We start from the raw sequence: 24,416 nt of genomic DNA on the forward strand, positions 1-24,416 counted from the left end.
GGTTTCCTTGTTCAGCCGTTCCACTGTGTGGTCAGCCAGTCGGCTACCTCCCGATCCTGCCCGCTCAGGGGCTGCAGCCAGGCACAGTCCGCATAATGCTGAAAGCACAGCAATAATCGACTGCCTTCAAAGCTGAGCAGCCACTGGTAATAGTCGGCCCCCTGCTCCCGCTCGATCAGTTCGAGATCCAGTTCCTTTATCAGTGCCTCGGCCCAGACGGGGAAGCGTTCCATGGTCAGGGGGTTATCGCTGTTAAGCATGGTTGTCGTCGTCATCATCAGGAGCTGCAGGAAATACAGAGGGATTCGGCCCACGCCGGCGCCGGCATGGCATAGTGATCCAGCTCGGGCTGCTCGTCGAAGGGCCGGGCCAGCAGCATCAGCAGGCGATCGGCCTCGCTCATGTCGCCCTGTTCCGCCCGCTCTATGGCCTGCTGCGCCAGGTGGTTGCGCAGTATGTATTTGGGATTGACCGCATTCATCTGTCCGGCTTTTTCGGCCTGGGCCCTGCCCTCGCGTGCCAGCCGTGCCTGATAACGGCCAAACCAGTCGGTCCAGGCCTCGGGCGTGCTCAGCAGGGCCAGCAGGCTGTCGGGCACAGATCCGGACGACGCCAGTTGTGCCAGACGGCGGAACCAGCAGCTGTAATCCACCTTCTGGGCCGCCATCAGATCAAACATGGCGCGGAACAGCGCCGGATCCTCGTCTTCCCAAGCCTCCAGCCCCAGTTTCTGGCGCATCCCCTCGGAGTAGGTCGACAGCAACAGATACTCGTATTTGCCCAGCGCCTGCTGCAGCGCCTCCAGCTCGATCACCCCGGACAGAGACTGGGCCAGCCGTTGCAGGTTCCAGTTGCCGACCGCCGGCTGCTGATCGTAGGCATAGCGACCACCCGGATCCGAATGGTTGCAGATATGATCCGGATCGTAGGCATCGAGAAAGCCGTAGGGACCGTAGTCCAGGGTCAGACCCAGCATCGACATGTTGTCGGTGTTCATCACGCCGTGACAGAAGCCGACCAACTGCCATTGGGCAATCAGGATCGCCGTCTTTTCCACCACCCGCTCGAACAGGGCGGCATAACCGGCTTTATCCTTGGTGAGATCGGGCCACTGGGTGTCGATCAGATAGTCGAGCAGTTCGGGGATCCGCTCCGGCTTGCCGCTGTAATAGAAATATTCGAAATGACCGAACCGCAGATGACTGGGGGCGGCCCGCAGCACGGCGGCACCCGGCTCCACCCGCTCCCGGTACACCGGCTCTTCGCTGCTCACCAGGCTCAGGGCCCGGGTGGTCGCAATGCCCAGATGATGCATGGCCTCGGAGGCCAGATATTCACGCAATGAAGAACGCAGTACCGCCCGGCCATCGCCGAAGCGGGAGTATGGCGTCTTGCCGGCCCCCTTGAGATGCAGATCCCAGCGACGGCCATCGGGCGCCACCACTTCGCCCAGCAGCAGGGCGCGGCCATCGCCCAGCTGTGGGCTGAAGCCGCCAAACTGATGCCCCGCATACACCTGGGCAAAGGGCTCCATGTCCGGCAACAAACGGTTGCCGCCGGTCAGATCCCGCCACTGCGGCTCGGACAGGGCCATGCCCAGCTCGTCGGCCAGATCACGGTTCAATAACAGCAGCCGGGGCGAGGACAGGGGGGTCGGTTCAACCCGGGCGCCGGCCCAGTCAAACCTTGCATATAAATTGTTTAATGTCATCTCTTCCATCCTGTGATCGTCGACCGCATTTTCTTTTTGACCATGGCTTACTTTATACTGCTGTCGCTAAATACATAGCGATTACTGAATCTGGAAGCATCGGCGTCAGATCCCGACGGCAAGATTGTCGGTATAAAACCGGTCTTGTCTGCGGCAACCGCTATCCTACCAGGCTCGGCAACCATTTATTTCCCTGATAATAACGGAGTTCACGCATGAAGAAACTGATGACAGCCGCCGCTGCCCTGGCCCTGCTCAGCGCCCCCGCCTTTGCCGCCGGTGACGCCGAAGCCGGCAAGGCCAAGTCTGCCGTTTGTGCCGCCTGCCACGGTGCCGAAGGTATTTCCGCCATGGATATCTACCCCAACCTGGCCGGTCAGAAAGCAGGCTATCTGGTGAGCCAGCTGAAACAGTTCCGCGACGGTGAGCGCAGCAACCCCATCATGGCCCCCATGGCCAAGCCGCTGTCCGATCAGGACATCGAAGATCTGGCGGCCTACTACTCCGGCCTGTAAGCCGGTCCGGATTCGTCTCTGACGGAACTTAGGGTGTGTTCAGGCACACCCTAGTCCTGCCGGCGCAACAGTGCCAGAAACGCCGCGCCATAGCGTTCCAGCTTGCGCTGCCCCACCCCATTGATACCCAGCAGCTCCGGCTCTGTCCTGGGTCGATAACGAGCCAGCTCGGTCAGGGTGGCGTCGCTGAACACCACATAGGGCGGTACATCGGCCTCCACCGCCAGCTGCTTGCGCAATTGCCGTAGTTCCTTGAACAAGGCCCTGTCTTCGGCCCGGCTCAGCACCGCCTCTCCCTTGTCTTTCTGCTTTACCCTGACCAGCCGGGGTTCCGCCAGCTGCAAACCGGCCTCGCCGCGCAGCACGGGCCGCGCCGCCTCGGTCAGCTGCAACACCATGTTGCGGGTAATGTTCTGGGTCAGCAGGCCCGAATGAATCAACTGGCGAATGACGCTGACCCAGTGCTCCTGACTCTTGTCTTTACCGAGCCCGTAAGTCGACAGCTTGTCGTGGCCATGTTCGCGAATACGCTGGGTATCCGCGCCACGCAACACTTCCACCACATAGATGACGCCGAAATGCTGCCCTACCCGGTACACGCAGGACAGCGCCTTTTGCGCATCTTCGGTGCCATCGTAGCTTTTGGGCGGATCCAGGCAGATATCGCAGTTGCCGCAGGGGTCGCGCTGGTATTCACCGAAGTAGTTGAGCAACACCTGGCGCCGGCAGGTCAGCGACTCGGCAAAGGCCGCCATCACGTTGAGCTTGTACAGCTCTACCTGCACCTGCTGTTGGTTGTCGCTGTTTTCCAGCAGGCGCCGCACCCGCCCCACATCGCCCGGATCGTAGAGCAGCAGCGCTTCCGCCGGCAGGCCGTCACGGCCACCGCGGCCGGTTTCCTGATAGTAGGACTCGATGTTCTTGGGAATGTCGTAATGCACCACGTAGCGTACATTGGGCTTGTCGATGCCCATGCCGAAGGCGACGGTGGCCACCACTATGTCCAGATCGTCGCGGATAAAGCGCTCCTGCACCGACTGACGCAGCTCCAGCGGCAAGCCCGCATGATAGCTGGCCGCCTTGTGGCCCCGGGCCAGCAGCCGCTCGGCCACCTCCTCCACTCGCTTGCGGCTGGAACAATAGACGATGCCGCAGTGACCCGGCTGTTCGGCCACGTAACGCAGCAGCTGATCGATACCCTTGAACTTATCCACCAGGGTGTAGCGAATATTGGGCCGGTCGAAGCTGGAGATATGAATGAGGGGGTCGGTCAGGCTCAACCGGCTCAGCATGTCCTGGCGGGTGGCCTCGTCGGCTGTGGCGGTGAGCGCCATCACCGGAACATGAGGAAACCACTGCTTGAGTCGCCCCAGGGCCGCGTATTCGGGCCGGAAGTCATGGCCCCACTGGGAAATACAATGGGCCTCGTCGATGGCGAACAGCCCCAGCTCCAGCTCACCGATCCGCTCCATGAATTCGTGTTGCAGCAGCCGTTCCGGCGACACATAGACCAGCTTGAGCTCGCCCCGGCGCATGGCCGCGAAGTGGCGCAGCATCTCTTCCCGGCTCAGGGAACTGTTGATATAGACCGCCGCCACCCCGTTGGCCACCAGGGTATCCACCTGATCCTTCATCAGGGAGATCAGCGGCGACACCACTATGGTCAGGCCGGGGCGCAGCAGGGCAGGAATCTGATAACAGATGGACTTGCCGCCGCCGGTGGGCTTGATCACCAGGGCATCGCGCCCGGCAATCACGGTGTCGATGATCTCCTGCTGGCCGTCACGAAAGCACTGGTAGCCGAACACCTGCTGCAACACCGCCAGCGGTGTGTCGGGAATGGGAACGGACTCAGGTTCTTCGGTCAAGGAGTTCATTTCGGCCTGCAGGGGTAAAAGCGAAGGAGCATTGTAAAGCAGAGCCCGACAACAATAAACCGGGTCGGGCACGGGGTCGTTCCGGCCATCATGGTGGTCGGCTCAGGCCAGTGACATTTGCTGCTGGCCAGCCTTGGTCTATTGTCGTTACACTGGGCCTTTAGCCTCTTGCCAGATTGATGACCATGGAAAAAGACCAGTCTACCCAGGGGGCCATCTTTGCCCTCGGGGCGTATTTCCTGTGGGGCATAGCCCCCATGTACTTCAAGCAGCTGCTGCATGTACCCGCCTACGAGATCCTCAGCCACCGGGTGATCTGGTCCTTCCTGCTGCTGCTGGCGCTGCTCAGCGGGCTCGGCTACTGGCCGCGGGTTCGGGCCATGTTGCGCAAGTCCAGGCACCTGCTGCTGCTGGTCATATCGTCGACCATCATAGGGTTGAACTGGCTGGTGTTTATCTGGGCGGTGAACAACGACCACATGCTGGACGCCAGCCTGGGGTATTACATCAATCCACTGTTCAATATCGTGCTGGCCATGCTGTTTCTGGGCGAACGCTTTCGGCCCATGCAATGGCTGGCGGTAGGGCTGGCGGGCAGCGGCGTGGTGATACAGCTGCTGGTATTCGGCAGCCTGCCCTGGGTAGCGCTGGTGCTGGCCATTTCCTTCGGTTTTTATGGCCTCATTCGCAAGAAGGTGCCGGTGGATCCCTTTACCGGCCTGATGCTGGAGACCCTGGTACTGCTGCCCGTCGCCATTATCTATTTGTGGGGATTTGCCGACAGTGCCACCAGCCAGATGAGCGGTAATTCGCTGAACACCAACCTCTGGCTGATTGCCGCCGGCATAGTGACCACTGCGCCACTGCTGCTGTTTGCCGGTGCCGCCAAGCGGCTCCGACTATCCACCCTCGGTTTCTTCCAGTATCTGGGCCCCAGCCTGATGTTCCTGCTGGCGGTGCTGCTCTACGACGAGCCCTTCACCCAGGACAAGGTCATCACCTTCGCCCTGATCTGGGTGGCGCTGGTTGTCTACACCCTGGACGGCGTCAGGCAACGACGGCGCAATGCTTTACAAAACAGCGGCGCCCCGGCACGCTAAAATAATGTCATGAGCAGCGTAAAATACTGGAAACACCCTGGCTTGGCCGGGCTGGAGTTGTGCCTGGCGGACCATGCCGGCTTCACCTATGGCCGCCATATCCACCTCGACTACCATATCGGCTTGGTTGAACAGGGAGCACAGAAATTTATCCATAAAGGTAGCTCGGCGCCGCTGGCACCGGGTCAGCTGTCGCTGCTCAACCCGGATGTCGCCCACGATGGCAGTTGCTTCGACGAGCTGGGCTTTCGGGTACGGGTGTTTTCCATCGCGCCCGAGTTGATGGCAGGCCTGGCCGAGGAGCTGCAGCAGGCAACGCCCTACTTCGGACAGCCTCTGCTCAACCAGCCCCGGCTCTATCGGCAGAGCCTGGCGCTGCACCTGCAACTGGAGCAGGAGCAACTCAGCCGGCAGGAAGCCGAAAACCGACTGCTGGCGCTGTTGTCCACCTTATTCCCCCATCAGGAACTACAGCCGCTGGCACCGCCCGCCCTCACTCGCATCAGGGACAAGCTGCTGGCCGAGCTGGACGCGTCCCACCATCTGGAACAGCTCGCCGCCGAACTCGGCCTGTCCCGCTTTCAGTTCTTGCGCCGGTTCAACGCGGCCATGGGTATCACCCCCCACGCCTATCTCAAGCGACTGCGGCTGGAGGCGGCCAAAAAATACCTGGCCGCCGGCGCCACCGTCGCCGACACCGCCCAGACGGTGGGCTTTTTCGATCAGGCCCACTTTCACCGTGCCTTCGTGGCCGCCTACCGGCTGACGCCGTCCCGCTTTCGCACCCAGATGCAATAACTTACAAGCCAGCCGCTAACCTGCTCCCTAAGCTGTGGTCTCACCATTGCCGGAGCCGTACATGAATCTTTCACTGCTTGTTACCATAGGACTTATCCATCTCGTCGCGCTGGCCAGCCCAGGTCCGGATATAGCGCTGATGCTACGCTTTGCTGCCCAGCGGCGAGTAGCCCTGGGGGCCGCGTTCGGCATTGCTGCCGGCATACTGGTGCACAGCATACTGAGCCTCACCGGCATCGGCCTGCTGATCCAGGGGCATCCGCTGCTGTTTACCCTGGTTCGGCTGGCAGGCGCGGTTTATCTGGGCTGGCTGGGTTGGGGGGCGTTGCAGGCGGCACTGACCCCGGTTGCTGCTCCAGGAATACCGGCCGCTGCCGGCGGACGGCCCGGCAATGGCTTCTGGTCCGGGTTTAATACCAATCTGTTCGGCTATGTATGAGTTAACTGTGTCTATCCGTGTATCAGCCTTAGAGTAGGCTCTTTCGTGCTTACATTAACTCCAATAAAAACAGGTTATTGCCGAATCAGACACACTGAACTAGTACATAGCCAATCTGTTCAATCCCAAGGCATTGCTGTTTTTCATCGGTCTGCTCGCCGCCCTGGTCGGCCCAGAGGTCAACTGGCTGACCCGCACCGTCCTGGTGGTAGAGCTGTTTTTGCTGAGCCTGGCCTGGTTTGTGCTGCTGGCCTACTGGCTGTCATCATCCCGGGTACAGGCCAGGCTGCAGGCCTGGAACCGGCCGATCAACGGTCTGTGCGGCCTGTTGTTCTGCGGCGTGGCCGGCTCCATCCTGTGGCTGGTAGTGAGAGAGAGCTTACGGTAACTGCGCCAGGCCGACTGCGAAATCACAGCCCACTAAATAACGGTCAGAGGCGGCGCCCCTGTTCCTTGAGTTGGCCCAGCACTGCCGCCACTATCCGATCACAACGATGGCCGGCAAACTCGTACAGCTGCAGTCCCTGTCGTTCCATCTCCGCCATCAATGCCTTGCGCAGCAGGTTCCGGGCTCGGTGATAACGAGTCTTGACCGTGGCTTCGGGCAACGACAGACTCAGGGCAGTTTCGTTGACGCTCAACTGCTGCACGGCACGCAACATGAACACGCTGCGAAAAGTGCGGGGCAAGGCGTCCACCGCCTGCTCCAGCAGCTGACACAACTGTCTGTTGGACTGTGCCTGCTCCGGCGTGACCGTCTGCCGGCCCTGGGGTGAACGGGAAACCATCATATCCTCCACTGTGTCAGTAAACAGAACCAGTCGGCGACGAGCCCGCAGCCGCATCAGTGCCTCGCGGGTCACGATACGCGACAGCCAACCGGCAAAATAATAGGGCTCGCCGAAGTGTTCCTTCTGCAGCCAGGCCTTGATATAACTGGCCTGCAGTATGTCTTCGGCTTCGTCGTCGTCGGTGACCATGCTGCGGGCCAGCCGAAACAGGCGCTGGTTATAACGGCGCATCAAGGATTCAAACAGACCGACATCTCCTTCCCGCAATCTGATCGCCAGCTGGAATCCGCTTGGTTCCGAGTCTGCCTCCCCGGGTGTTTGTGCTGCCCGCATATCCATCCCATGCTCCTTATTGTTCACACTGGACCCTAGCCAGCCAGGCGATGAGATCCCGCCGCTGCTGCGGATCTGTGATGCCCGCATAGGTCATTGTAGTCCCCGGCACCTGCTTCAGCGGTGCCGCCAGAAAGGCATCCAGGGTGTTTATATCCCAGACAAGCCCGGACTTCCGCATCGCCGCCGAATAGTTGAAGCCGGGCACCGAGGCTGCCGGCCGGCCGACAAGCCCGCAATGGCGTGGGCCGGTGCGATTTACCTGCAGCGAGTGACACCCCATGCAACGGCTGTAGACTTGTTCTCCCCGACGCGGATCGCCGGCCGGCTCGGCCCGCAACGATGGCAGGGCGAACAGGAGACAGAGTAACCCCGCCGCTGGCAGCCATAACGACCCTTTCATCTCGACCTCCTACGAGAAAAAGGCGCCGGGCACCGGATCCAGACCCAGCACAGAGCGCAACACGGCCCAGTGCATGGCCTCATCCGCCAGTATGCTGGCTGCCGCCGATGACAGATCCCGATTATCGAACAGCGGTATGGCGCCCGCGTAGGCGCTGACCGCCCCCCGCTCCAGGCTGGCGGCAAAGGTCAGTACATCGGCCTGCCCTTTCAGCTGATCGACCGGGAAGGTGTAATCGGCGGGGCCGGCGGGCAAGGTGCCACCCAGCTGACCGACTGTGGCTGCGAGCAGATCCGCATGCTCTTTGTGGTGTCCCTGAAAACTCACCGCCACCTTGAGCACTTCGGGCTGCAGTAAACCACTGTCTGCCCCCAGCTGATAGGCCGCTATGGCTTCTCGCTCTGCCAGCCAGGCGGTGCCCAGGATGCGGATATCGGTCAACTGCGCCTCACTGCTGGCGTTCGCCGCCAGCGCCAGCCGGGAATTGCCGGCCATCAGGCCGATGGCGGCGCCGGACAGGGTCAGACACAGGCCGTCGAACAGGAAGTGACGACGCGGGGTGATAATCAATTGCTCTGGCTTGTTCATCTTGCTGCTCCTTTGCCTCTGACAAACGCTTTGTCACTCTATTAATGCAGCAGGGAGGCAAAAGGTTCCCGAAAAATCAGGCAAGGGGTGAGAAAAGCGGGAAGCGGGAAGCGGGAAGCGGGAAGCGGGAAGCGGGAAGCGGGAAGCGGGAAGCGGGAAGCAAAAATGGTAGGCGCCGCTTTAGCCGGCGCAAACCGGCACGCAACGAAAATTTCACAGACACCGCGCAAAAACGGCCAGCTACACCAGGCATCTGACCGCTTACAGCTTACGGCTGCTTTTTAAAGCGCTTCCAGCCGGGCGTAGGCGGTGACCAGCCACTTGCTGCCGCCGTCGTCGAAGTTGACCTGCACCCGGCTCTGGGCACCGGCGCCTTCGAAGTTGAGCACTATGCCCTCGCCAAATTTGGGGTGCAATACCCGCTGGCCGAGGCTAAACCCGGTTTCGTTGAAGGTTTCCTGCACCCTGTCCTGACCGAAACGACCCTTGGGCACGGCGCGGCTGACGGTGGCCTTGAGCCGGATTTCTTCCAGGCAGTCGGTGGGCAGCTCCTTGATGAAGCGGCTGGGCCGGTGAAACATTTCCCGACCGTAGAGGCGGCGGCTCTCGGCGTGGCTGATATACAGCTTGCTCATGGCCCGGGTCATGCCCACGTAGGCCAGGCGGCGTTCTTCTTCCAGCCGCTGGCTTTCTTCCGCCGACTGCTGGCTGGGGAACATGCCCTCTTCCACCCCGACCATGAACACCAACGGGAATTCCAGGCCCTTGGCCGAGTGCAGCGTCATCAGCTGTACCGCATCGTCGAACTGATCCGCCTGACTCTCGCCCGCCTCCAGCGCCGCGTGAGACAGAAAGGCCGACAGCAGCGGCATGTCGTCGTCTTCGGACGGAGTAAACTGGCGGGTGGCACTGACCAGCTCTTCCAGGTTTTCTACCCGGGCCTGGGCCTTTTCGCCTTTCTCGGCCTGATACATGGCCTTGAGCCCGGACAGCTCTATCACCCGGTCGGTCTGCACATGCAGCGGCAGCTCCCGGGTCTCGTCTTCCAGCTGGTTGATCAGCGCCAGGAAGCGGCTTACCGCCGAGGCGGCACGGCCGGTGAGCACCTTTTCTTCCACCAATGCCCAGGCCGACTGCCACAGGGTGAGCTGCCGCTCCCGGGCCGCCTGGCGCACCAGGCCCAGGGTACGTTCGCCGATGCCGCGGGTGGGGGTATTGACGATACGCTCGAACGCCGCCTCGTCGCCTCTGTTGTTCATCAGCCGCAGATACCCCAGCGCATCCTTGATTTCCTGCCGATCGAAGAAACGCAGGCCACCGTAGATACGATAGGGCAGGCGCGCCTGGATCAGCGCCTCTTCCAGCACCCGTGACTGGGCGTTGTTGCGGTACAGGATGGCGGCCTCAGTCAGCAGCCCGTCCTGCTGACGCCATTGCTTGATACGCTCGACCACGAAGCGGGCTTCGTCCACCTCGTTGAAGGCACCATAGAGGGCGATGGGCTCGCCCTCGCTGCCTTCGGTCCACAGTTCCTTGCCCATGCGTTCGGCATTGTTGGCAATCAGGGTGTTGGCGGCCTTGAGGATGGTGCCGGTAGAACGGTAGTTCTGCTCCAGCCGTATGGTGTCGGCACCGGGAAAGTCGCGCAAAAAGCGGGTGATGTTCTCCACCCGGGCGCCGCGCCAGCCGTAGATGGACTGATCGTCGTCGCCCACTATCATGACCCGGGCCTGCTGGCCCGCCAGCATCTGCAACCAGGCGTATTGAATGCTGTTGGTGTCCTGAAATTCGTCCACCAGAATATGGCGGAACCTGTCCTGATAGTGGGCCAGAATATGGGGGTTATGCAGCCACAGCTCGTGGGCACGCAGCAGCAACTCGGCAAAGTCCACCAGGCCGGCCCGGTCACAGGTGTCCTGGTACACCTGATAGATGCGCTGATAGGTTTGTTGCAGCGGATCCTTGAGCACCTGAATGTCTTTCGGGCGCAGGCCTTCGTCCTTGCGGGCATTGATGAAACCGGCGGCCTGCCGTGGCGGCCACTGTTTTTCATCCAGGTTCATGCCCTTGAGGATACGCTTGAGCAGCCGCAGCTGGTCATCCGAGTCCAGGATCTGAAAGTCCTGCGGCAGCCTGGCATCCAGGTGATGGGCCCGCAGCAGCCGGTGCGCCAGGCCGTGGAAGGTACCGAGCCAGAGCCCGAACAGACGACCGCCGAGCAACTGCTCGACCCGGCCGCGCATTTCCGCCGAGGCCTTGTTGGTAAAGGTCACCGCCAGAATGGCCGAGGCCGGCACCTGCTCCACCTGCATCAGCCAGGCGATGCGATGCACCAGCACCCGGGTCTTGCCACTGCCGGCACCGGCCAGCACCAGCATGTTCTGGGCGGGAGCGGCAACCGCGTCCCTTTGCTTGTCGTTCATGCCGTCAAGCAGGCTGGATACATCCATTACAACTCCTGGGAATATTTACAGTATGGCGGCGATTATAACAGCTCCAGCATTTGCTCCAACCGCTCCAGGGCGACATGGGGCAAACAGTGCAGATCCGCCTCGGTCCGGCCATTGTCGTTGAGCCACACCGCCTGACAACCGCTGTGCACGGCACCGGCCACGTCGGTGTTGATATGGTCGCCGATATGCAGTATCTCCGACAGACGTACGCCGGTCTGCTCCGCCAGCCGATGGAACATGTCCGGTGCCGGTTTCATGCGCCCATCGATACCGGCCCGCAGCACCATATCGAAATAGGGCGCCAGCTCGGTGCGCTCAATCGGCAGGTTGCCGTTGGTGATCACCGTCAGCCGGTGTTTCTGTCCCAGTGCCGACAGCACCCTGTGGGTCGCCTCCGGCACCCGGATTTTTCCGCGCTGTTCCAGAAAGCCCCGGTAAAACTCCCCGGCCATGGTCGCCGCCCGTGCCTCATCCAGCCCCTGTTGCCGCAGGCCCTCGGTCAGTACCCGCAGGCGGCAGGCACTGACATCGTGGCTCAATTCGGGCCGTTCAAGCAAAATCCGGCGCTTGATCGCCGCCAGGTTATCCTTGCCGAGCAGGGTGGATTCCGGATGATGCTGCTTGAGCGCATCCAGCAACCAGGCTTCCGCCGCCGCTATCACCGGCACGTTGTCGTACAGGGTATCGTCCAGATCGAAGCTGATGACCTTGACCGGGGTGAGTCGTTTATAAAAGCGCATTTGGGTTCCTAATCATGAAAACAAAGCTGGCAGCTGTCAGTGAAGGGCAGCCAAAACTGTGGGCTACAGGTCCGATATTTTTTCTGTAGCTGATAGCTTACAGCTTAAGGCTTACCGCTGCCCGAAGGGCTAGTCCTTGCTGCGTTTGGCCCTGGGGTGGGCCTGATCGTAGGCCTTGGCCAGATGCTGAAAGTCCAGATGGGTGTAGATCTGGGTGGTGGCCAGATCCGCATGACCCAGCAGTTCCTGCACCGCCCGCAGGTCGCCGCTCGATTCCAGCATGTGGGTAGCGAAAGAGTGGCGCAGCTTGTGCGGGTGAATATGGCTCGACAACGCCTGCTTGCCGCCCCACTGGGCCAGCCGCAGCTGTACACTGCGATGACTGATGCGCCGCTGCCGCTGGCTGACAAACAGCGCCGGCTCGTCGGGACCCGCCAGACCGCCGCGTACCTTGAGCCACTTGTCCAGCCACTCCAGCGCCATCCGGCCCACCGGCAGTATGCGTTCCTTGTTGCCCTTGCCGACCACCCGCACCTGACGCTCGGCAAACTGAATGTCCCCCAGGTTCAGGTTGACCAGCTCGGCCAGCCGCAGGCCGGAGGAATACATCAGCTCCATGATGGCCCGGTCGCGTACCGCCAATGGATCCGACTCGTCGATGTTCATCAGCTGATGCAGCTCGTCCACATCCAGGTTCTTGGGCAGGGGGCGGCCCTGCTTGGGCGCGCTGACGCCCCGGGCCGGATTGGCCTGCAACAGGCCTTGCAGAATAAGCCAGTCGCAGAAGCTGCGCAGGCTGCTGAGCTTGGTGGCGATGGAGCGCGGCGACAGTCCGCCCTTGTGCATGCGCGTGGCCAGGCCCCGCACATGGCTGACCGACAGCGCCGGCCAGCCCTCGAGTGACAATTCGGCCAACTGCCCGGCCATGGCGTTGAGATGACGGCCATAGCCGTCGCGGGTATGCACGCTCAGCTGGCGCTCTACCCGCAGGTATTCGAGAAAGTCGCCAATGGCCGGGGTCAGCTCAGCGGTCGTCATCGGCCATCCGAGCCGGTAGTTCCGAGGCCGATAATTCTGGAGCCGACAGTTCCGAGGCCGATAACACCAGCCTGGGCAACAACAACGCGAGAATATCGGCCAGCTGACGGATCAGCAGGGTATCCATGCCCGAACGATAATGACCACTGTCGGTGCTGCCAAACGCCAGCAGGCCCATTTCACCGCGGCTACCCAGCCGGATCAGGGCACAGGAATTCACCATGGCGTCCTGGAACAGACGATGCTTCTCTTCCTTGCCGAGCCGGCCCAGATAGACAGACTGGCTCGCCATCCGCTCGCGATAGAGCCGTTCCAGCTGCTCCCCGGCCGGACTCTGCTCGCTGGGATAAGTATGCGGATCCAGCACCAGCCGCAGTGCCGAAACCCGCAACTGCTCCTGTAACGTGCGGCGCATGCACAGTTCCAGCTCAGCCACGCTGCTGCATTCAAACAAGCGAGGAATCAGATCCATATAGACCCGAAAGATACGCTCGTTTTCTCCGGCTACCGTCATCAGCCCGGTGATTTCATCTTCCAGCTCATGGATGCGCCGCCGCTGGCGGTCCAGCTTCACTTCCACCAGCGACACGCTGCCATGATGTTCGTGGGGCAGCCGCAGCTGCTCCAGCAGGCTGCGATGCCGGTCGAAAAAATGGGGTCGGGCGGCCAGATAGTCGGCTATCAGGTCGTCGTTCAGGTCCGCTTCTGTACCCTGGCTACTCTGGTTCACCTTCTCCGTCACCTTATCGGTCATAGGTTGATCTGTCCGTCAAACACGTGTTCTGCCGGGCCTGTCATGTACACCGGCTTGCCCGGTCCCTTCCAGGCGATGCTGAGGCTACCGCCGGGCAGCTGTACCTGTACCCGATCCGCCAGCTTGCCCCAGCTCATGCCCATCACCGCCGCCGCACAGGCGCCGGTGCCGCAGGCCAGGGTTTCCCCCGCACCGCGTTCATGCACCCGCAGCTTGATCTCGCGGGCATTGAGGATCTGCATGAAGCCGACGTTGACCCGGGATGGAAAGCGCTCGTGACTTTCCAGCTCGGGGCCCAGGGTAGCCACCAGATCGGTGTCGATATCGTCCACTTCCAGCACACAGTGCGGGTTGCCCATGGACACGGCGCCGCAGAGCACCGTCTGCTGCCCGGCCCGTACCAGATAGGTTTTCTCCGCCTTCTGGGCCTTGAACGGGATCCTGGCCGGGTCAAACTCGGGCACGCCCATGTTGACCGTGACCTGATTATCCTTCTCGAGCTGCAGCACTATGTTGCCTTTCTGGGTGCTGACGCTGATCCTGTCTTTGTGGGTCAGCCCCTTCAGCCGCACGAAACGGGCAAAGCAGCGGGCCCCGTTGCCGCACTGCTCTACCTCGGAGCCGTCGGCGTTGAAGATGCGATAGTGAAAGTCGAGGTCCGGATCATAGGGTGGCTCCACCAGCAACAGCTGGTCGAAGCCGATACCAAAATGACGGTCGGCCAGCTGCCGGATTACCTCGGGATTGAAAAATACCTTCTGGGTGACGCCATCGACCACCATAAAGTCGTTGCCGAGTCCCTGCATCTTGGAAAAGTGGATCACGATTACCCCTTAAGACGCCGGCAACAGGCTCTCGCCACGCCACAAATCGGCCAATTGCTCGCGCTCGCGCACCACCAGGGCCTGATCGCCGTCCACCATCATCTCGGCGGCCCGCGGGCGGCTGTTGTAGTTGGAGGCCATCACGAAGCCATAGGCGCCGGCAGAACGCACCGCCAGCAGGTCGCCTTCGGTGATCGCAAGTTCCCTGTCCTTGCCGATAAAGTCACCGGTTTCACACACCGGGCCCACCACGTCATAGACGGCGGCCGGACGTTCCAGGGTCTTGTCCAGCGGAATAATGGCCTGCCAGGCGCTGTACAGGGCCGGGCGGATCAGGTCGTTCATGGCCGCATCGACAATGGCAAAATTCTTGGCTTCGCCGGGCTTCAGGTGCTCCACCCGGGTCAGCAGCACACCGGCGTTGGCGGCAATGGCCCGGCCCGGCTCGAACACCAGGGTCAGGTCGCGATCCTGCAGTCGCGCCTTGAGCTGTTCTGCATAGCGGCTGGGCTCGGGCGGTGTTTCGTTGTCGTAACGCACGCCCAGGCCGCCCCCCACGTCCAGATGGCGGATCTGGATGCCGTCTTCGGCCAGGGCATCGATCAGCGCCAGCAGCTTGTCTACCGCTTCCAGGAAGGGCGACAGCTCGGTCAGCTGAGAACCGATATGGCAGTCTACCCCGTGAATGTCGAGGTGCTCCATGGCCGCCGCCTGGCGATAAATGCTCTGGGCCTGTTCGATGGGAATACCGAACTTGTTTTCCTTGAGGCCGGTGGAAATATAGGGATGGGTACCCGCATCTATATCCGGGTTCACCCTGATGGAAATGGGCGCCTTGCGACCCATATCACCGGCTATCTGATTGATGCGCGCCAGCTCGGCCACCGATTCCACGTTGAAGCAGAAGATGTTCTGCTCCAGGGCGAACCGGATTTCGTCGACCCGTTTGCCGACGCCGGAAAACACCACCTTGCCGGCATCGCCTCCGGCGGCCAGCACGCGGCACAACTCGCCTTTGGACACGATATCGAAACCGGAGCCCATGCGGGCCAGTACGTTGAGCACCGCCAGGTTGGAGTTGGCCTTGACCGCGTAACAGATCAGATGCTTCACATCACCGGCGGCCTGGTCGAAGGCGCGCCAGTGCCGTTCCAGGGTGGCACGAGAATAGACATAAAGCGGCGTGCCGTGTTGCTCGGCCAGACGACTAAGATCGCAGGCTTCACCGTAAAGACGGCCATCGTCCTGATAATTAAAATAATCCAAGGTATTTTCCTTTACGACTGCTCAACCCGGGGTTGCTTTTGCTCGGTGTCCGGCAGGGTCAGCGGGCCTTTCAGGCCACATGCCGCCAGACTCAGACACAGGGCAACCAGCGCGGTTAGCTTGAATATGTTCATGGGATGACTGTGAATATGTTTCCAGGCTCTTATAATCGCATTCACATTCTCAAAAGCAATAGGAAGCGGGCGATGAAAGACAGTGAGTTCCATGCCTTGGCGGATGCCATTTACCAGCATATTGAAGAGTGCATAGACAGAAGCGGGGTCGATATCGACTGCGAAACCATCGGCGGCGTCATGACGCTGACCTTCGAGAACAACATCAAGTTCGTGATCAACCGTCAGGAGCCCTTGCATCAAATCTGGCTGGCCACCCGGGAAAACGGCCATCACTTTGCCCTGCAGGGCGACCAGTGGATCGACAACCGCCAGGGGGTGGAGCTGCTGAGCTGGCTCAGCCTGCAGGCACGGCGCCAGGGTGATACCGAACTCGCGCTCTAACTCTAAGTAGTAGGACAGGGCCGGGAGTCATCCCGGTCTTCCTTGACGGTTCTGTAAGGCAGCACACGCTGTTGCCCACCCTCCGCCACGATTTCGTAATACTGCGGCAGATTGAAATGGGCAAAATGGCTCTGTCCGGCCACCTGCTGGTGGGAGGTATAGAAGCGATTGATGCTCTGCACCAGCTCGTCCTTGCTGCCGGCCACCTGCCGGTACACCTCGACCCGGTTGGCCTCATCGAGAATATAGAGGTTGTAATCATCGCCGCTGTCTTCGAAAAAGTACTGCATCAGTCCCTCGCTGGCATAGACATCCACCACTTCGGGGACCGGCTTGCCTTCCTGTTGATCCAGCCGCAAGGTGCTATGGGTCGGCTTCTGCCTGGGCAGTGGCTCACTGATGACCCCTTTCCGCTGTTGCACGCTGACCCCGCGCCGTTCGAAGAAGATGTCGTATTCTTCGCTGCCCAGTAACAGGGTCTTGACGGTGCTACCCTGCTCCCGGGCCAGCCGCAGGCCGATACATTCATTGATCAGCTGTTCGAAACGAGTGCGGATCAGGCTGCGGAAATGCCGGCTGTAACAGAACACCTGCAGGTTTTCGGGTGCACTGGCCCCCTGATGCATCTTGCCGAGAATGGTGGTCAAGGCATCCACCACCGCCGTGGGGCCGCTGAAATGCAGGGTGCGTATTTCGTCCCAGGAGTTGCGATAGAGCACCTCTACCGAGCCCACCAGATTTTCCAGCTGCTGTCCGAAGCTGAAGGGATCGCTGGTCCTGGCGTTGAATTCGATGGGCCTGTCGCGCCAGTGGGCAGTGGGATCCTGCTCCAGATTGAGGAAGATGCCGAGCTGGCGCACCTCGCAGGGCCGGCTCAGCGCCAGGTTGCTGGGGGACGGCGCTCGTACCGGGAAGAGTCGAGCCAGATCGCCCCGGTACTCCTGCAAATGCCGGTGGCTGATATCGGTATTCTGGTTGAACAGATGTAGCCGGGTATCGGTCACCAGCAGGCCGTTGAAGTGGGCCCAGGCGATCAGCTTGCCGGCATAACCACTGTATTCAAGCGGACGGCGGCCTATGATGTCGGCGGGGGTCAGACCGTATTTGTACAGGTACCAGCCGGCCTTGTTGAACCGCCCTTCCGGCACCTGCACCAGGCTGATGTCCGCCTCGCCCAGATCCGGCGCTATGTGCAGGTTGATCAGTTGTACCTTGCCCGGCAGGTTTTCGAAGGCCGCATATAGCTTGCGCGACAGAATACCGATGTCTTCCGGGTTGATCGACTCGCTGATGTTGTTACGCCGGGCAAACTGGATCAGATTGCGATAGCTCTGCATCAGCGCTTCCAGCAGTTCGCCGTAGGCGGACTTGACCTCTTCCACCTTCCAGTGGGCCCTGTCGTTCAGCAGGGCGACTTTTTCCGTTGACCAATCCCAGGCCGACACCAGTTGATTGATCTGGGTCCGCCGCCAGTAATCCTGATCCTGGTCGTCGCAGTCCCGGCTCAGATCCAGCCCTTCCGATACCTTGAGATAAAAACAGCGCCGCACCAGATCGAGCCGTTTGTCATCCCCGATGGACTTCAGATAACCGGTCACCTTTTCCAGCATCAGCATATAGTGATCCTGACGCTCATCGAGCCGGTCGGCTGTATGGAAGTGCCCCTTGAGTTGACGGCAGAGCAGCTGGGTGTCCGGATATTCGTGGGAATAGGCTTCCATCAGCACCGTTTTCAGTACCGCCTTGTAGGGCGAATCGATGCTTTTGTACAGTTGCCACAGGGCGGAACCGAAATACTCCTCCGCCGGAATGCGGGCAAAGCCGCCCAGATCCAGCCATTCGTCGGTATTGAGGGTACCGTTGGCAAACTGCTCGGCGACAAAACGGTCGTAGCGGGGCCCGAGCTTGCCCGGCGCGAACATCCACACCAGCCGCTTGCCGGCAATACGCAGGTGACTGCGATAAAACTCGTCCAGCAGCAGCAGGTGCTGGGCACTGCCACAGCTTTCCCCCTCGACCAGTTGCTGGTTGTCGGTGCGGAATTTGTTGTCCGGGATCAGAAACAGGTTGAGCTCGACCCGACGCTGCTCGGCCCACTGGGAAATCAGCACACATTTCTGCTGCAGCCAGGCGACCCGCTCCGGCGCCATCCGATGGGAATAACAGACCCAGACATCCAGATCGGAGTGGCGGCTCTGGCCGATGGAAGAGGTGCTCCCCATGGAATAGAGGCCGAATATTTCGCTCCGGCCGTGCTCCAGCCCCTGATGACCGTTGGCAGCCTCGCAGAGTTCATCGATAAACTGCTGCTGGCGTTGATTGGGCAGAAAATGACACACACCCGCAGGCACGTCACCCGGCACATAGCCCGGCAACAGGGGGTGGTGATAGTGCAGCAGCACCGGCAGCAACTGAAATACCTGCTGGCCGTAACGGTTCATCGCCGTCAGGGCTCTAGCCTGTTTCTGCTGGTTAAACTGCTCACATCGCTCGACGAGCCGGTGAAAATTCGCGTGCAAGGGTTCAGGCCTTTGGTGGACCGACACAGACCTGGGACAGGTCAGAAGTGTGATCATGGTAACAATTAGCCGATAGATGAACAATATGTGGCAAGACACATTTCGGCAACATACTGCCGTGCCCCCCTTTCACCCCCTGTAAAGCGCCGACAGGAATGATAGTATCGGCGTATTAATGGACACAAAGAAGAGATTCAAATGGCAAACCGCATCATCCGTATCGCCACCCGCAAGAGCCTGCTGGCGCTGTGGCAGGCCCATTATGTCAAAGCCCGGCTGGAGCAGCTGCACCCCCATATCGGTGTCGAGCTGGTCCCCATGACCACTCAGGGTGATGTACTGCTCGACACGCCCCTGTCCAAGATTGGCGGCAAGGGCCTCTTCATCAAGGAGCTGGAGCAGGCCATGCTGGACGGCCGGGCAGATATTGCGGTGCACTCGATGAAAGACGTGCCGGTGGAATTCCCCGAGGGGCTGGGCCTAACCGTGATCTGCGAGCGGGAAGACCCGCGTGATGCCTTTGTTTCCAATCACTATACCCACCTCGAGCAATTGCCGGCCGGCGCCGTGGTCGGCACCGCCAGCCTGCGCCGGGAATGCCAGATCCGCGCCCGCTACCCGCACCTGGAAGTCAAGACCCTGCGCGGCAACGTGCAAACCCGGCTGCGCAAACTGGATGAAGGCCAGTACGATGCCATCATTCTCGCCGCCGCCGGCCTCAAGCGACTGGAGCTGGACTCCCGTATCGCCGGCCTGATGAGCCCGGAAGACAGCCTGCCCGCCAACGGCCAGGGTGCCGTGGGCATAGAATGTCGGCTGGATGATGCGGAGCTGCTCGAACTGCTGGCCCCCCTCGATCACCACGACACCCGGCTGCGCGTGGTGGCGGAACGCGCCATGAACCACGGCCTGCAGGGCGGTTGCCAGGTGCCTATCGGCTCTTATGCCGAGCTCCAGGGCGATAATATCTGGCTGCGCGGCCTGGTCGGTCGCCCCGACGGTAGCCAGATCATCTATGAAGAGATGACCGGCCCCGCCAGTCAGGGCGAAGCCCTGGGGGCCGAACTGGCCAAACGTCTGCTGGCCCGGGGCGCAGACCAGATACTGGATGAGGTCTATCGGTCATGACACCGCTGGTGGTGCGCGCCGAACCGCAGGCCGCCAGCCTGAGTCAGGCCCTGCTGGCGGCTGGCCACCAGCCGGTGACCAGCCCGCTGCTGAGTTTTGTCGAGGGGGCCGAACTCGAGCGGCTGCCCGCCCTGCTCGGCGGCCTGTCGCCGCGGGATTATGTGATAGCGGTCAGCGTACAGGCGGTCCATTTCGCCGATAATGCCTTGAAACAACAAGGCCATGGCTGGCCGAAGGCCAACTATATTGCCGTGGGTGACGCCACCGGCAAGGCCTTTGCCAGGGTGGATGTTCCCGGCGCCGCCATCCCCGAGGATCCTCGCTCAGAAGGCATTATTTCGCTGCCGGGCTTGCAGCAACTGACGGGCCGCCGGGTGGTGATTTTGCGGGGCAACGGCGGTCGTCATCTGATCGCTCCCACCCTGATGCAACGTGGGGCCCTGGTCGATTACTGCGAGGTATATCGCCGCTGTTACTATCAAGATTCGAGCGGCACTCTGGTGAAAAACTGGCAGAGCCAGGAAGTGGACAGTATTATCATCACCAGTGGCGGCCTGCTGCATCATATTGTCAAGCTGGCGGCCGATAGCGCAAGGGACTGGCTGCTAAGCCGTATATTGATTGTTCCCAGTATCCGGGTCGTCCAAGAGGCCAGGGAGTTGGGCTTCACTCGGGTCATTAATGCAGACGGTGCATCCAATCAGGCACTGATTGCCGCTCTGGATGAGAGGAAATGGAATGACAGACAAGACTAACGATAACAAGGAACATAAGAACACGGCGGTCGCCGACGAGGTTGATGTTAGCCAGACCCCCGAACAGTCGCCAACGACACCGTCCACTCCGGATCCAAAAGCGCCGGTGCCGGAACAGAAAGAGCCCGAGCAGAAAAAATCCGCTTCGTCCGGCAAGATACTGGCCATTATCGCCATCATCATCGCCATCGTGCTGGCGGTGATACTGTACTGGCACGGTCATAATCAGGCGCTGGCACAGACCGAGCAACTGAACCGGATGCAGGCCGAACTGCAACAGCAGCAGAGCCGCCTCGAACAGGCCGAAGCCGCGCAGAGCCGCACGCTAGCCGCCGTGGTACGCAACCAGAACAGCACCAGCGAACAGCTCGAGGGACTGTCGCACAAGCTGCTGGATCTGGACAGCAAGCGCCCCAACGACTGGATGCTGGCGGAAGCCGAATATCTGGTGCGCATGGCCGGTCGCAAGCTCTGGCTGGAACAGGACGCCGTTTCCGCCGCCATGATGCTGGCCAATGCCGACGAACGGCTGGCCGCGCTCAATGATCCCGGCCTGACTCCGGTACGCCGCGCGCTGGCGGACGATATCGCCAGCATCAAATCGGTCAAAAAGGTCGATCGGGAAGGCCTGGTGATCAAGCTCAACAGCATCAACGATCAGGTCGACAAGCTCACCCTGGCCGGTATCATCATGACCCGGGCCGACGCGCCGGATTTCTCCCTGTCCGAGTCGGTCAGCGACTGGAAGGAAAACCTGAAGAAAAGCTGGGCCAGCTTCAGCGACGACTTCGTCACCGTGCGCCGTCGTGACGGCAACGTGGAAGCCCTGTTGTCACCACAGCAGCACTGGTACCTGAGCGAAAACCTCAAGGGCAAGCTGCTGCAGGCCCAGCTGGCGGTCTACCGCGAGCAGCAGGAAATCTACGACAGCTCCCTGACCCAGGCCGAACAATGGCTGCAGGACTATTTTGCCGACGACAGCGTACGCCAGTTCATGCTGGAGCAGATTAAGCAGCTGGAGGGCCAGCAGATCAAGGTCGACTATCCCGAGCAGTTCAGCGCTCAGGAACGCCTGCAGCAACTGCTGGATGACAGGCTGCAACGCCTGCTGACCGGCCTGTAAGGGAGAAGTCCATGATACGTCTTGCCATTATTGTCGCCATCCTGGTCGCCGGCCTGGTCATAGGTCCGGATATCACCGGTCAGCAGGGTTATGTACTGCTGGCTGCCGGTAACTACACCATCGAAACCACCGTCACCGTATTTCTGGTGGCCGTGGTGCTGTTTTATGTGTTGCTGCTGTTCATCGAGTGGCTGCTGGGCCGGATCTTTGGCGTCAGCCATCGCACCCGCAACTGGTTTGTCGGTCGTCGCCGTCGCAAGGCCCTGAACTACACCCAGAGCGGCATGCAGGCGCTGGTGGCGGAAGACTATGCCACCGCCGAAAAAATGCTGCTCAAGGGGACCAAGGGCAACGATCAGGCGCTGCTCAACTACCTGAATGCGGCCACCGCCGCCCAGGCCCTGGGCCATGAAGAAAAGCGCGACGACTATTTGCGCCAGGCTCATGAGCAGAGTCCCGGTGCCGGCCTGGCGGTGGGCCTGACGCAGGCACGACTGCAATATCAGCAGGGGCAGCTTGAACAGGCTCTGAGCGGTGTGCGCCAGCTGGAGGAGGAATACGGCAGCCAGCCCGCCCTGCTCAAGCTGCAGAAAGACGTCTATTTTGCCACTGGTGAATGGTCATCCTTGCTGGGCACCCTGGAGGCATTGACTGGCAAAGGGCTGCTCGAAGCCGAAGAGCAGCAGCTACTGAAACAGCAGGCCTATGCCGGCTGGTTTGACAGTACCGCCAACGCCGATGGCAGCGAAGGACTGATTGCCCTGTGGCAGAGCCTGTCGCGCAAGGAAAAGTATCAGGCCGAGATCCTGGCTCCGCTGTGCGACCGGTTGATCGGTCTCAAGGCCCACAAGGAAGCGCAACAGCTGCTGCTGGAAGGGTTGAACAAGCAAACGGATCCACGGCTGCTGGCCTGCATGACCCGATTGCAGCTGAGCGACTATTATCCGCTGCTGACGGAGCTGGAGAAAAAGGCGAAGAAAGAAACCCTGCCCGAACTGCATTCCACCCTGGGCCAGCTGTATCTGAAGGACAACAAGCCGAAAGAAGCCGAAGCGCACCTGCAGCAGGCAGTGGCGCTCAAACCCTGCGCCGGCGACTATGTACTGCTGGCGGGCCTGGCCGAGCAACGCAAGGAACTGGCCAAGGCCAACGACTACTATCGCCACAGCCTGGCACTGGCTCCCTGAGCCCTTGCCTTACACCTTAATACCAAAAAGAGGAGCTTCGGCTCCTCTTTTTTTGATCCTGGGTTGTAGACAGGAACAGGCAGGCGACACCGATGCTTCACGAAGCAGCAGCTCAGGTGTCCTTGTACAGCTTGATCGGGGTGGCGGGGTCCCGCTCCAGGTAGCCCTTGCTGCCATGCTGCCGCATCAGTTGCGCGGCCAGCCCCGTCAGTCCTAGAGCCGGTGAGGCTGAAAACCGAATTAAAACGAATTTTTTGTCAGAATTGCGCCCTGATACCTAGACGGTTTTTTTTCACTGAGATACAATCGACACAGGGCACAGCTGGTGGTTCGAAAAGTCTGTTTTCAGGCCTTTGAGTTCCTCAAATTGGCATACACACCCAGAGACGTTCGTCTCCGCCCTGATCTATATTCGAAGTTTATCTGTATCAGTTTTGCATTTTTCAGGCAATCCATGCTCGCAAACTGACAACCCGCGGCGGCTGACAAGTCGACTCCGCTAATCTGACCGTATGTACCTGCGCACATGGACGTTCAAGCGCACTTTGCTATCTTCAGCTTATGAGCCTGCCCGACAGGTAAATTGGCTGAGGATTCGGCGACGGTGCTGCGTTGGGCTCATAAAAAGGTGTTCAATGGCATGACGTCTCTCTCTTTTATACCCGTACCACAACGGGTAGCCGTGGATTCCGGGCATCGCTTCGATGCCGGCCGCCACTGGGCGGCCTCTTTAACCCTGGGTTTTGGTGCCCGTACGGACGGTGATGCCACCCTAACCAGCATGATCAAGGCCCACCATTTCGGGCCCTTGCGCGTACAGAGGCCATTTTATCCGGAAGGCCGCGACGGCTGTTGTCATGTGTATCTGTTACACCCGCCTGGTGGCCTGGTCAGTGGCGATGCCCTCAACATTGATGTCACAGTGGCGGCAGCCGCTCACACCCTGCTCACCACACCTTCCGCCAACAAACTCTATAAAGCCGACAGTCACGGCGTCGCCTGGACTCAGCACACTCATCTGAAAGTGGCTGGTGGCGCTACGCTGGAATGGCTGCCTCAGGAAACCCTGGCTTTCGACGGTTCCCGTGGCGAACAAACCTTCATTATTGAGCTGGAAGACAACGCCAAATGCCTGGGCTGGGAAATTCTTGGCCTCGGCCGTCCCGCCAGCGAGCTGCCGTTCGCCAACGGCCACCTCGAGCAACGCTTTCGGGTTACCCGTAATGGCCGCCCCTTGTGGCTGGAGCGTCAGTCTCTGGACCCCAGCCATCGCCGGTTCACCGGTAAATGGGGGCAGGGCGGAGCCACAGTACACGCCACCTTGTGGGTGGTTGGCCTGGCCGATCCCGCCGACGCCATCGAAGCGCTGCGCGCCCGGCTGCCCGCCAACTGTCGCTGGGCGGTGACTTATCGCCGTGGCGTGCTGCTGGTTCGCTACCTCGGCCATGAACGCAACGAAGTATGGGATTTGTTTCAACAGGCGCGCGTCATTCTGCGCCCACGGCTGACCGGGCACGAGGCCACTGTGCCCCGGATCTGGCTGACCTGATTATTCA

23 protein-coding genes and 1 pseudogene are annotated in these 24,416 nt (G+C 60.7%); 10 read left to right on the forward strand and 14 right to left on the reverse strand.

The genetic code is table 11. From position 1 onward, the window contains the following. Positions 1–11: 11 nt before the first annotated feature. Both HNR62_RS10470 and HNR62_RS10475 read right to left on the reverse strand, forming a co-directional pair. Complete coding sequence (locus tag HNR62_RS10470) at positions 12–278, reverse strand: DUF3630 family protein (RefSeq protein WP_239552741.1); 267 nt, start codon at positions 276–278, stop codon at positions 12–14. Next, positions 278–1,711, reverse strand: coding sequence for a protein adenylyltransferase SelO (locus HNR62_RS10475; RefSeq protein WP_204796036.1), 1,434 nt, complete (start codon positions 1,709–1,711; stop codon positions 278–280). Before HNR62_RS10475 ends, HNR62_RS10470 begins: the two co-directional genes overlap by 1 nt. Before the next feature lie 215 nt (positions 1,712–1,926). On the opposite strand from HNR62_RS10475, the gene HNR62_RS10480 reads away from it, so the two are divergent. Further along, a complete protein-coding gene (locus HNR62_RS10480; RefSeq protein WP_204796037.1) occupies positions 1,927–2,226 on the forward strand; it encodes a c-type cytochrome in 300 nt (99 codons plus the stop codon). A 50-nt stretch (positions 2,227–2,276) separates the two neighbouring features. Here HNR62_RS10480 and recQ read toward each other — a convergent pair whose 3' ends face one another. Next, the gene (gene recQ / locus HNR62_RS10485) at positions 2,277–4,094 is read right to left on the reverse strand and encodes a DNA helicase RecQ (RefSeq protein WP_420827156.1); all 1,818 of its coding nucleotides are present in this window, start codon (positions 4,092–4,094) and stop codon (positions 2,277–2,279) included. A gap of 194 nt (positions 4,095–4,288) precedes the next feature. Between recQ and rarD the strand changes: the two genes are divergently transcribed. The 3 genes and pseudogenes from rarD to HNR62_RS16460 all read left to right on the forward strand — a co-directional run bounded on the left by rarD (position 4,289) and on the right by HNR62_RS16460 (position 6,828). Further along, positions 4,289–5,203, forward strand: coding sequence for an EamA family transporter RarD (gene rarD / locus HNR62_RS10490; RefSeq protein WP_204796039.1), 915 nt, complete (start codon positions 4,289–4,291; stop codon positions 5,201–5,203). Between the two features lie 9 nt (positions 5,204–5,212). Then, positions 5,213–6,001: an AraC family transcriptional regulator gene (locus HNR62_RS10495; RefSeq protein ID WP_204796040.1), complete on the forward strand. Its 789-nt coding sequence runs from the start codon at positions 5,213–5,215 to the stop codon at positions 5,999–6,001. A gap of 61 nt (positions 6,002–6,062) precedes the next feature. Continuing rightward, a pseudogene (locus HNR62_RS16460) lies at positions 6,063–6,828 on the forward strand (LysE family translocator). A 43-nt stretch (positions 6,829–6,871) separates the two neighbouring features. On the opposite strand, the gene HNR62_RS10510 reads toward HNR62_RS16460, so the two are convergent. From HNR62_RS10510 to lptM, 10 genes are all read right to left on the reverse strand, one after another. After that, on the reverse strand, positions 6,872–7,570 hold the full coding sequence (locus HNR62_RS10510; protein WP_204796042.1) for an RNA polymerase sigma factor: 699 nt from the start codon (positions 7,568–7,570) through the stop codon (positions 6,872–6,874). Positions 7,571–7,580: 10 nt separating this feature from the next. Next, positions 7,581–7,967 carry a c-type cytochrome gene (locus HNR62_RS10515; RefSeq protein ID WP_204796043.1) on the reverse strand — a complete coding sequence of 129 codons (387 nt, stop codon included), beginning with the start codon at positions 7,965–7,967 and terminating at the stop codon, positions 7,581–7,583. 9 nt (positions 7,968–7,976) lie between these two features. Beyond that, entirely contained in the window at positions 7,977–8,555 is a 579-nt protein-coding gene (locus tag HNR62_RS10520) for a ferritin-like domain-containing protein (RefSeq protein WP_204796044.1), read from the reverse strand. A 281-nt stretch (positions 8,556–8,836) separates the two neighbouring features. Further along, positions 8,837–11,005, reverse strand: coding sequence for a DNA helicase II (gene uvrD, locus HNR62_RS10525; protein ID WP_204796045.1), 2,169 nt, complete (start codon positions 11,003–11,005; stop codon positions 8,837–8,839). A 35-nt stretch (positions 11,006–11,040) separates the two neighbouring features. Further along, entirely contained in the window at positions 11,041–11,748 is a 708-nt protein-coding gene (locus tag HNR62_RS10530) for an HAD-IA family hydrolase (RefSeq protein ID WP_204796046.1), read from the reverse strand. 129 nt (positions 11,749–11,877) lie between these two features. Next, positions 11,878–12,786: a tyrosine recombinase XerC gene (gene xerC / locus HNR62_RS10535; RefSeq protein WP_204796047.1), complete on the reverse strand. Its 909-nt coding sequence runs from the start codon at positions 12,784–12,786 to the stop codon at positions 11,878–11,880. Continuing rightward, complete coding sequence (locus HNR62_RS10540) at positions 12,773–13,540, reverse strand: DUF484 family protein (RefSeq protein WP_204796048.1); 768 nt, start codon at positions 13,538–13,540, stop codon at positions 12,773–12,775. Before HNR62_RS10540 ends, xerC begins: the two co-directional genes overlap by 14 nt. Further along, positions 13,537–14,367: a diaminopimelate epimerase gene (gene dapF / locus HNR62_RS10545; RefSeq protein WP_204796080.1), complete on the reverse strand. Its 831-nt coding sequence runs from the start codon at positions 14,365–14,367 to the stop codon at positions 13,537–13,539. Before dapF ends, HNR62_RS10540 begins: the two co-directional genes overlap by 4 nt. Positions 14,368–14,373: 6 nt before the next feature. Continuing rightward, positions 14,374–15,630, reverse strand: a complete 1,257-nt coding sequence (gene lysA / locus HNR62_RS10550) for a diaminopimelate decarboxylase (protein WP_204796049.1) — start codon at positions 15,628–15,630, stop codon at positions 14,374–14,376. Positions 15,631–15,641: 11 nt separating this feature from the next. After that, positions 15,642–15,764 (reverse strand): LPS translocon maturation chaperone LptM, encoded by a 123-nt coding sequence (gene lptM / locus HNR62_RS10555; protein ID WP_204796050.1) that lies wholly within the window; start codon positions 15,762–15,764, stop codon positions 15,642–15,644. Between the two features lie 72 nt (positions 15,765–15,836). Here lptM and cyaY point away from each other — a divergent pair, with 72 nt between their 5' ends. Then, positions 15,837–16,148: an iron donor protein CyaY gene (cyaY, locus tag HNR62_RS10560; protein ID WP_204796051.1), complete on the forward strand. Its 312-nt coding sequence runs from the start codon at positions 15,837–15,839 to the stop codon at positions 16,146–16,148. 2 nt (positions 16,149–16,150) lie between these two features. Here cyaY and HNR62_RS10565 read toward each other — a convergent pair whose 3' ends face one another. Next, positions 16,151–18,667: a class I adenylate cyclase gene (locus tag HNR62_RS10565; RefSeq protein WP_239552743.1), complete on the reverse strand. Its 2,517-nt coding sequence runs from the start codon at positions 18,665–18,667 to the stop codon at positions 16,151–16,153. A 198-nt stretch (positions 18,668–18,865) separates the two neighbouring features. Here HNR62_RS10565 and hemC point away from each other — a divergent pair, with 198 nt between their 5' ends. The 5 genes from hemC to HNR62_RS10590 all read left to right on the forward strand — a co-directional run bounded on the left by hemC (position 18,866) and on the right by HNR62_RS10590 (position 24,409). Next, entirely contained in the window at positions 18,866–19,795 is a 930-nt protein-coding gene (gene hemC, locus HNR62_RS10570; protein WP_204796053.1) for a hydroxymethylbilane synthase, read from the forward strand. Further along, entirely contained in the window at positions 19,792–20,550 is a 759-nt protein-coding gene (locus tag HNR62_RS10575; protein WP_204796054.1) for a uroporphyrinogen-III synthase, read from the forward strand. Before hemC ends, HNR62_RS10575 begins: the two co-directional genes overlap by 4 nt. Then, the gene (locus HNR62_RS10580) at positions 20,534–21,673 is read left to right on the forward strand and encodes a uroporphyrinogen-III C-methyltransferase (protein WP_204796055.1); all 1,140 of its coding nucleotides are present in this window, start codon (positions 20,534–20,536) and stop codon (positions 21,671–21,673) included. The genes HNR62_RS10575 and HNR62_RS10580 overlap by 17 nt, the downstream gene beginning before the upstream one ends. Positions 21,674–21,684: 11 nt before the next feature. Next, complete coding sequence (locus HNR62_RS10585) at positions 21,685–22,860, forward strand: heme biosynthesis HemY N-terminal domain-containing protein (protein ID WP_204796056.1); 1,176 nt, start codon at positions 21,685–21,687, stop codon at positions 22,858–22,860. 640 nt (positions 22,861–23,500) lie between these two features. Beyond that, positions 23,501–24,409 carry an urease accessory protein UreD gene (locus tag HNR62_RS10590; RefSeq protein ID WP_204796057.1) on the forward strand — a complete coding sequence of 303 codons (909 nt, stop codon included), beginning with the start codon at positions 23,501–23,503 and terminating at the stop codon, positions 24,407–24,409. The last annotated feature ends 7 nt before the right edge of the window (positions 24,410–24,416 follow it).

The organism is Oceanisphaera litoralis, from assembly GCF_016907015.1.
Lineage (GTDB): Bacteria > Pseudomonadota > Gammaproteobacteria > Enterobacterales > Aeromonadaceae > Oceanimonas > Oceanimonas litoralis.

Coding starts and splice junctions, on each gene's coding strand:
- HNR62_RS10580 (WP_204796055.1), top strand. CDS start 20,534: ATGACAGACAAGACTAACGATAACAAGGAACATAAGAACACGGCGGTC.
- HNR62_RS10530 (WP_204796046.1), bottom strand. CDS start 11,748: ATGCGCTTTTATAAACGACTCACCCCGGTCAAGGTCATCAGCTTCGAT.
- HNR62_RS10585 (WP_204796056.1), top strand. CDS start 21,685: ATGATACGTCTTGCCATTATTGTCGCCATCCTGGTCGCCGGCCTGGTC.
- HNR62_RS10540 (WP_204796048.1), bottom strand. CDS start 13,540: ATGACCGATAAGGTGACGGAGAAGGTGAACCAGAGTAGCCAGGGTACA.
- HNR62_RS10590 (WP_204796057.1), top strand. CDS start 23,501: ATGACGTCTCTCTCTTTTATACCCGTACCACAACGGGTAGCCGTGGAT.
- HNR62_RS10470 (WP_239552741.1), bottom strand. CDS start 278: ATGATGACGACGACAACCATGCTTAACAGCGATAACCCCCTGACCATG.
- HNR62_RS10520 (WP_204796044.1), bottom strand. CDS start 8,555: ATGAACAAGCCAGAGCAATTGATTATCACCCCGCGTCGTCACTTCCTG.
- HNR62_RS10480 (WP_204796037.1), top strand. CDS start 1,927: ATGAAGAAACTGATGACAGCCGCCGCTGCCCTGGCCCTGCTCAGCGCC.
- xerC (WP_204796047.1), bottom strand. CDS start 12,786: ATGACGACCGCTGAGCTGACCCCGGCCATTGGCGACTTTCTCGAATAC.
- HNR62_RS10495 (WP_204796040.1), top strand. CDS start 5,213: ATGAGCAGCGTAAAATACTGGAAACACCCTGGCTTGGCCGGGCTGGAG.
- HNR62_RS10510 (WP_204796042.1), bottom strand. CDS start 7,570: ATGGATATGCGGGCAGCACAAACACCCGGGGAGGCAGACTCGGAACCA.
- hemC (WP_204796053.1), top strand. CDS start 18,866: ATGGCAAACCGCATCATCCGTATCGCCACCCGCAAGAGCCTGCTGGCG.
- cyaY (WP_204796051.1), top strand. CDS start 15,837: ATGAAAGACAGTGAGTTCCATGCCTTGGCGGATGCCATTTACCAGCAT.
- HNR62_RS10475 (WP_204796036.1), bottom strand. CDS start 1,711: ATGACATTAAACAATTTATATGCAAGGTTTGACTGGGCCGGCGCCCGG.
- uvrD (WP_204796045.1), bottom strand. CDS start 11,005: ATGGATGTATCCAGCCTGCTTGACGGCATGAACGACAAGCAAAGGGAC.
- rarD (WP_204796039.1), top strand. CDS start 4,289: ATGGAAAAAGACCAGTCTACCCAGGGGGCCATCTTTGCCCTCGGGGCG.
- HNR62_RS10575 (WP_204796054.1), top strand. CDS start 19,792: ATGACACCGCTGGTGGTGCGCGCCGAACCGCAGGCCGCCAGCCTGAGT.
- HNR62_RS10515 (WP_204796043.1), bottom strand. CDS start 7,967: ATGAAAGGGTCGTTATGGCTGCCAGCGGCGGGGTTACTCTGTCTCCTG.
- lptM (WP_204796050.1), bottom strand. CDS start 15,764: ATGAACATATTCAAGCTAACCGCGCTGGTTGCCCTGTGTCTGAGTCTG.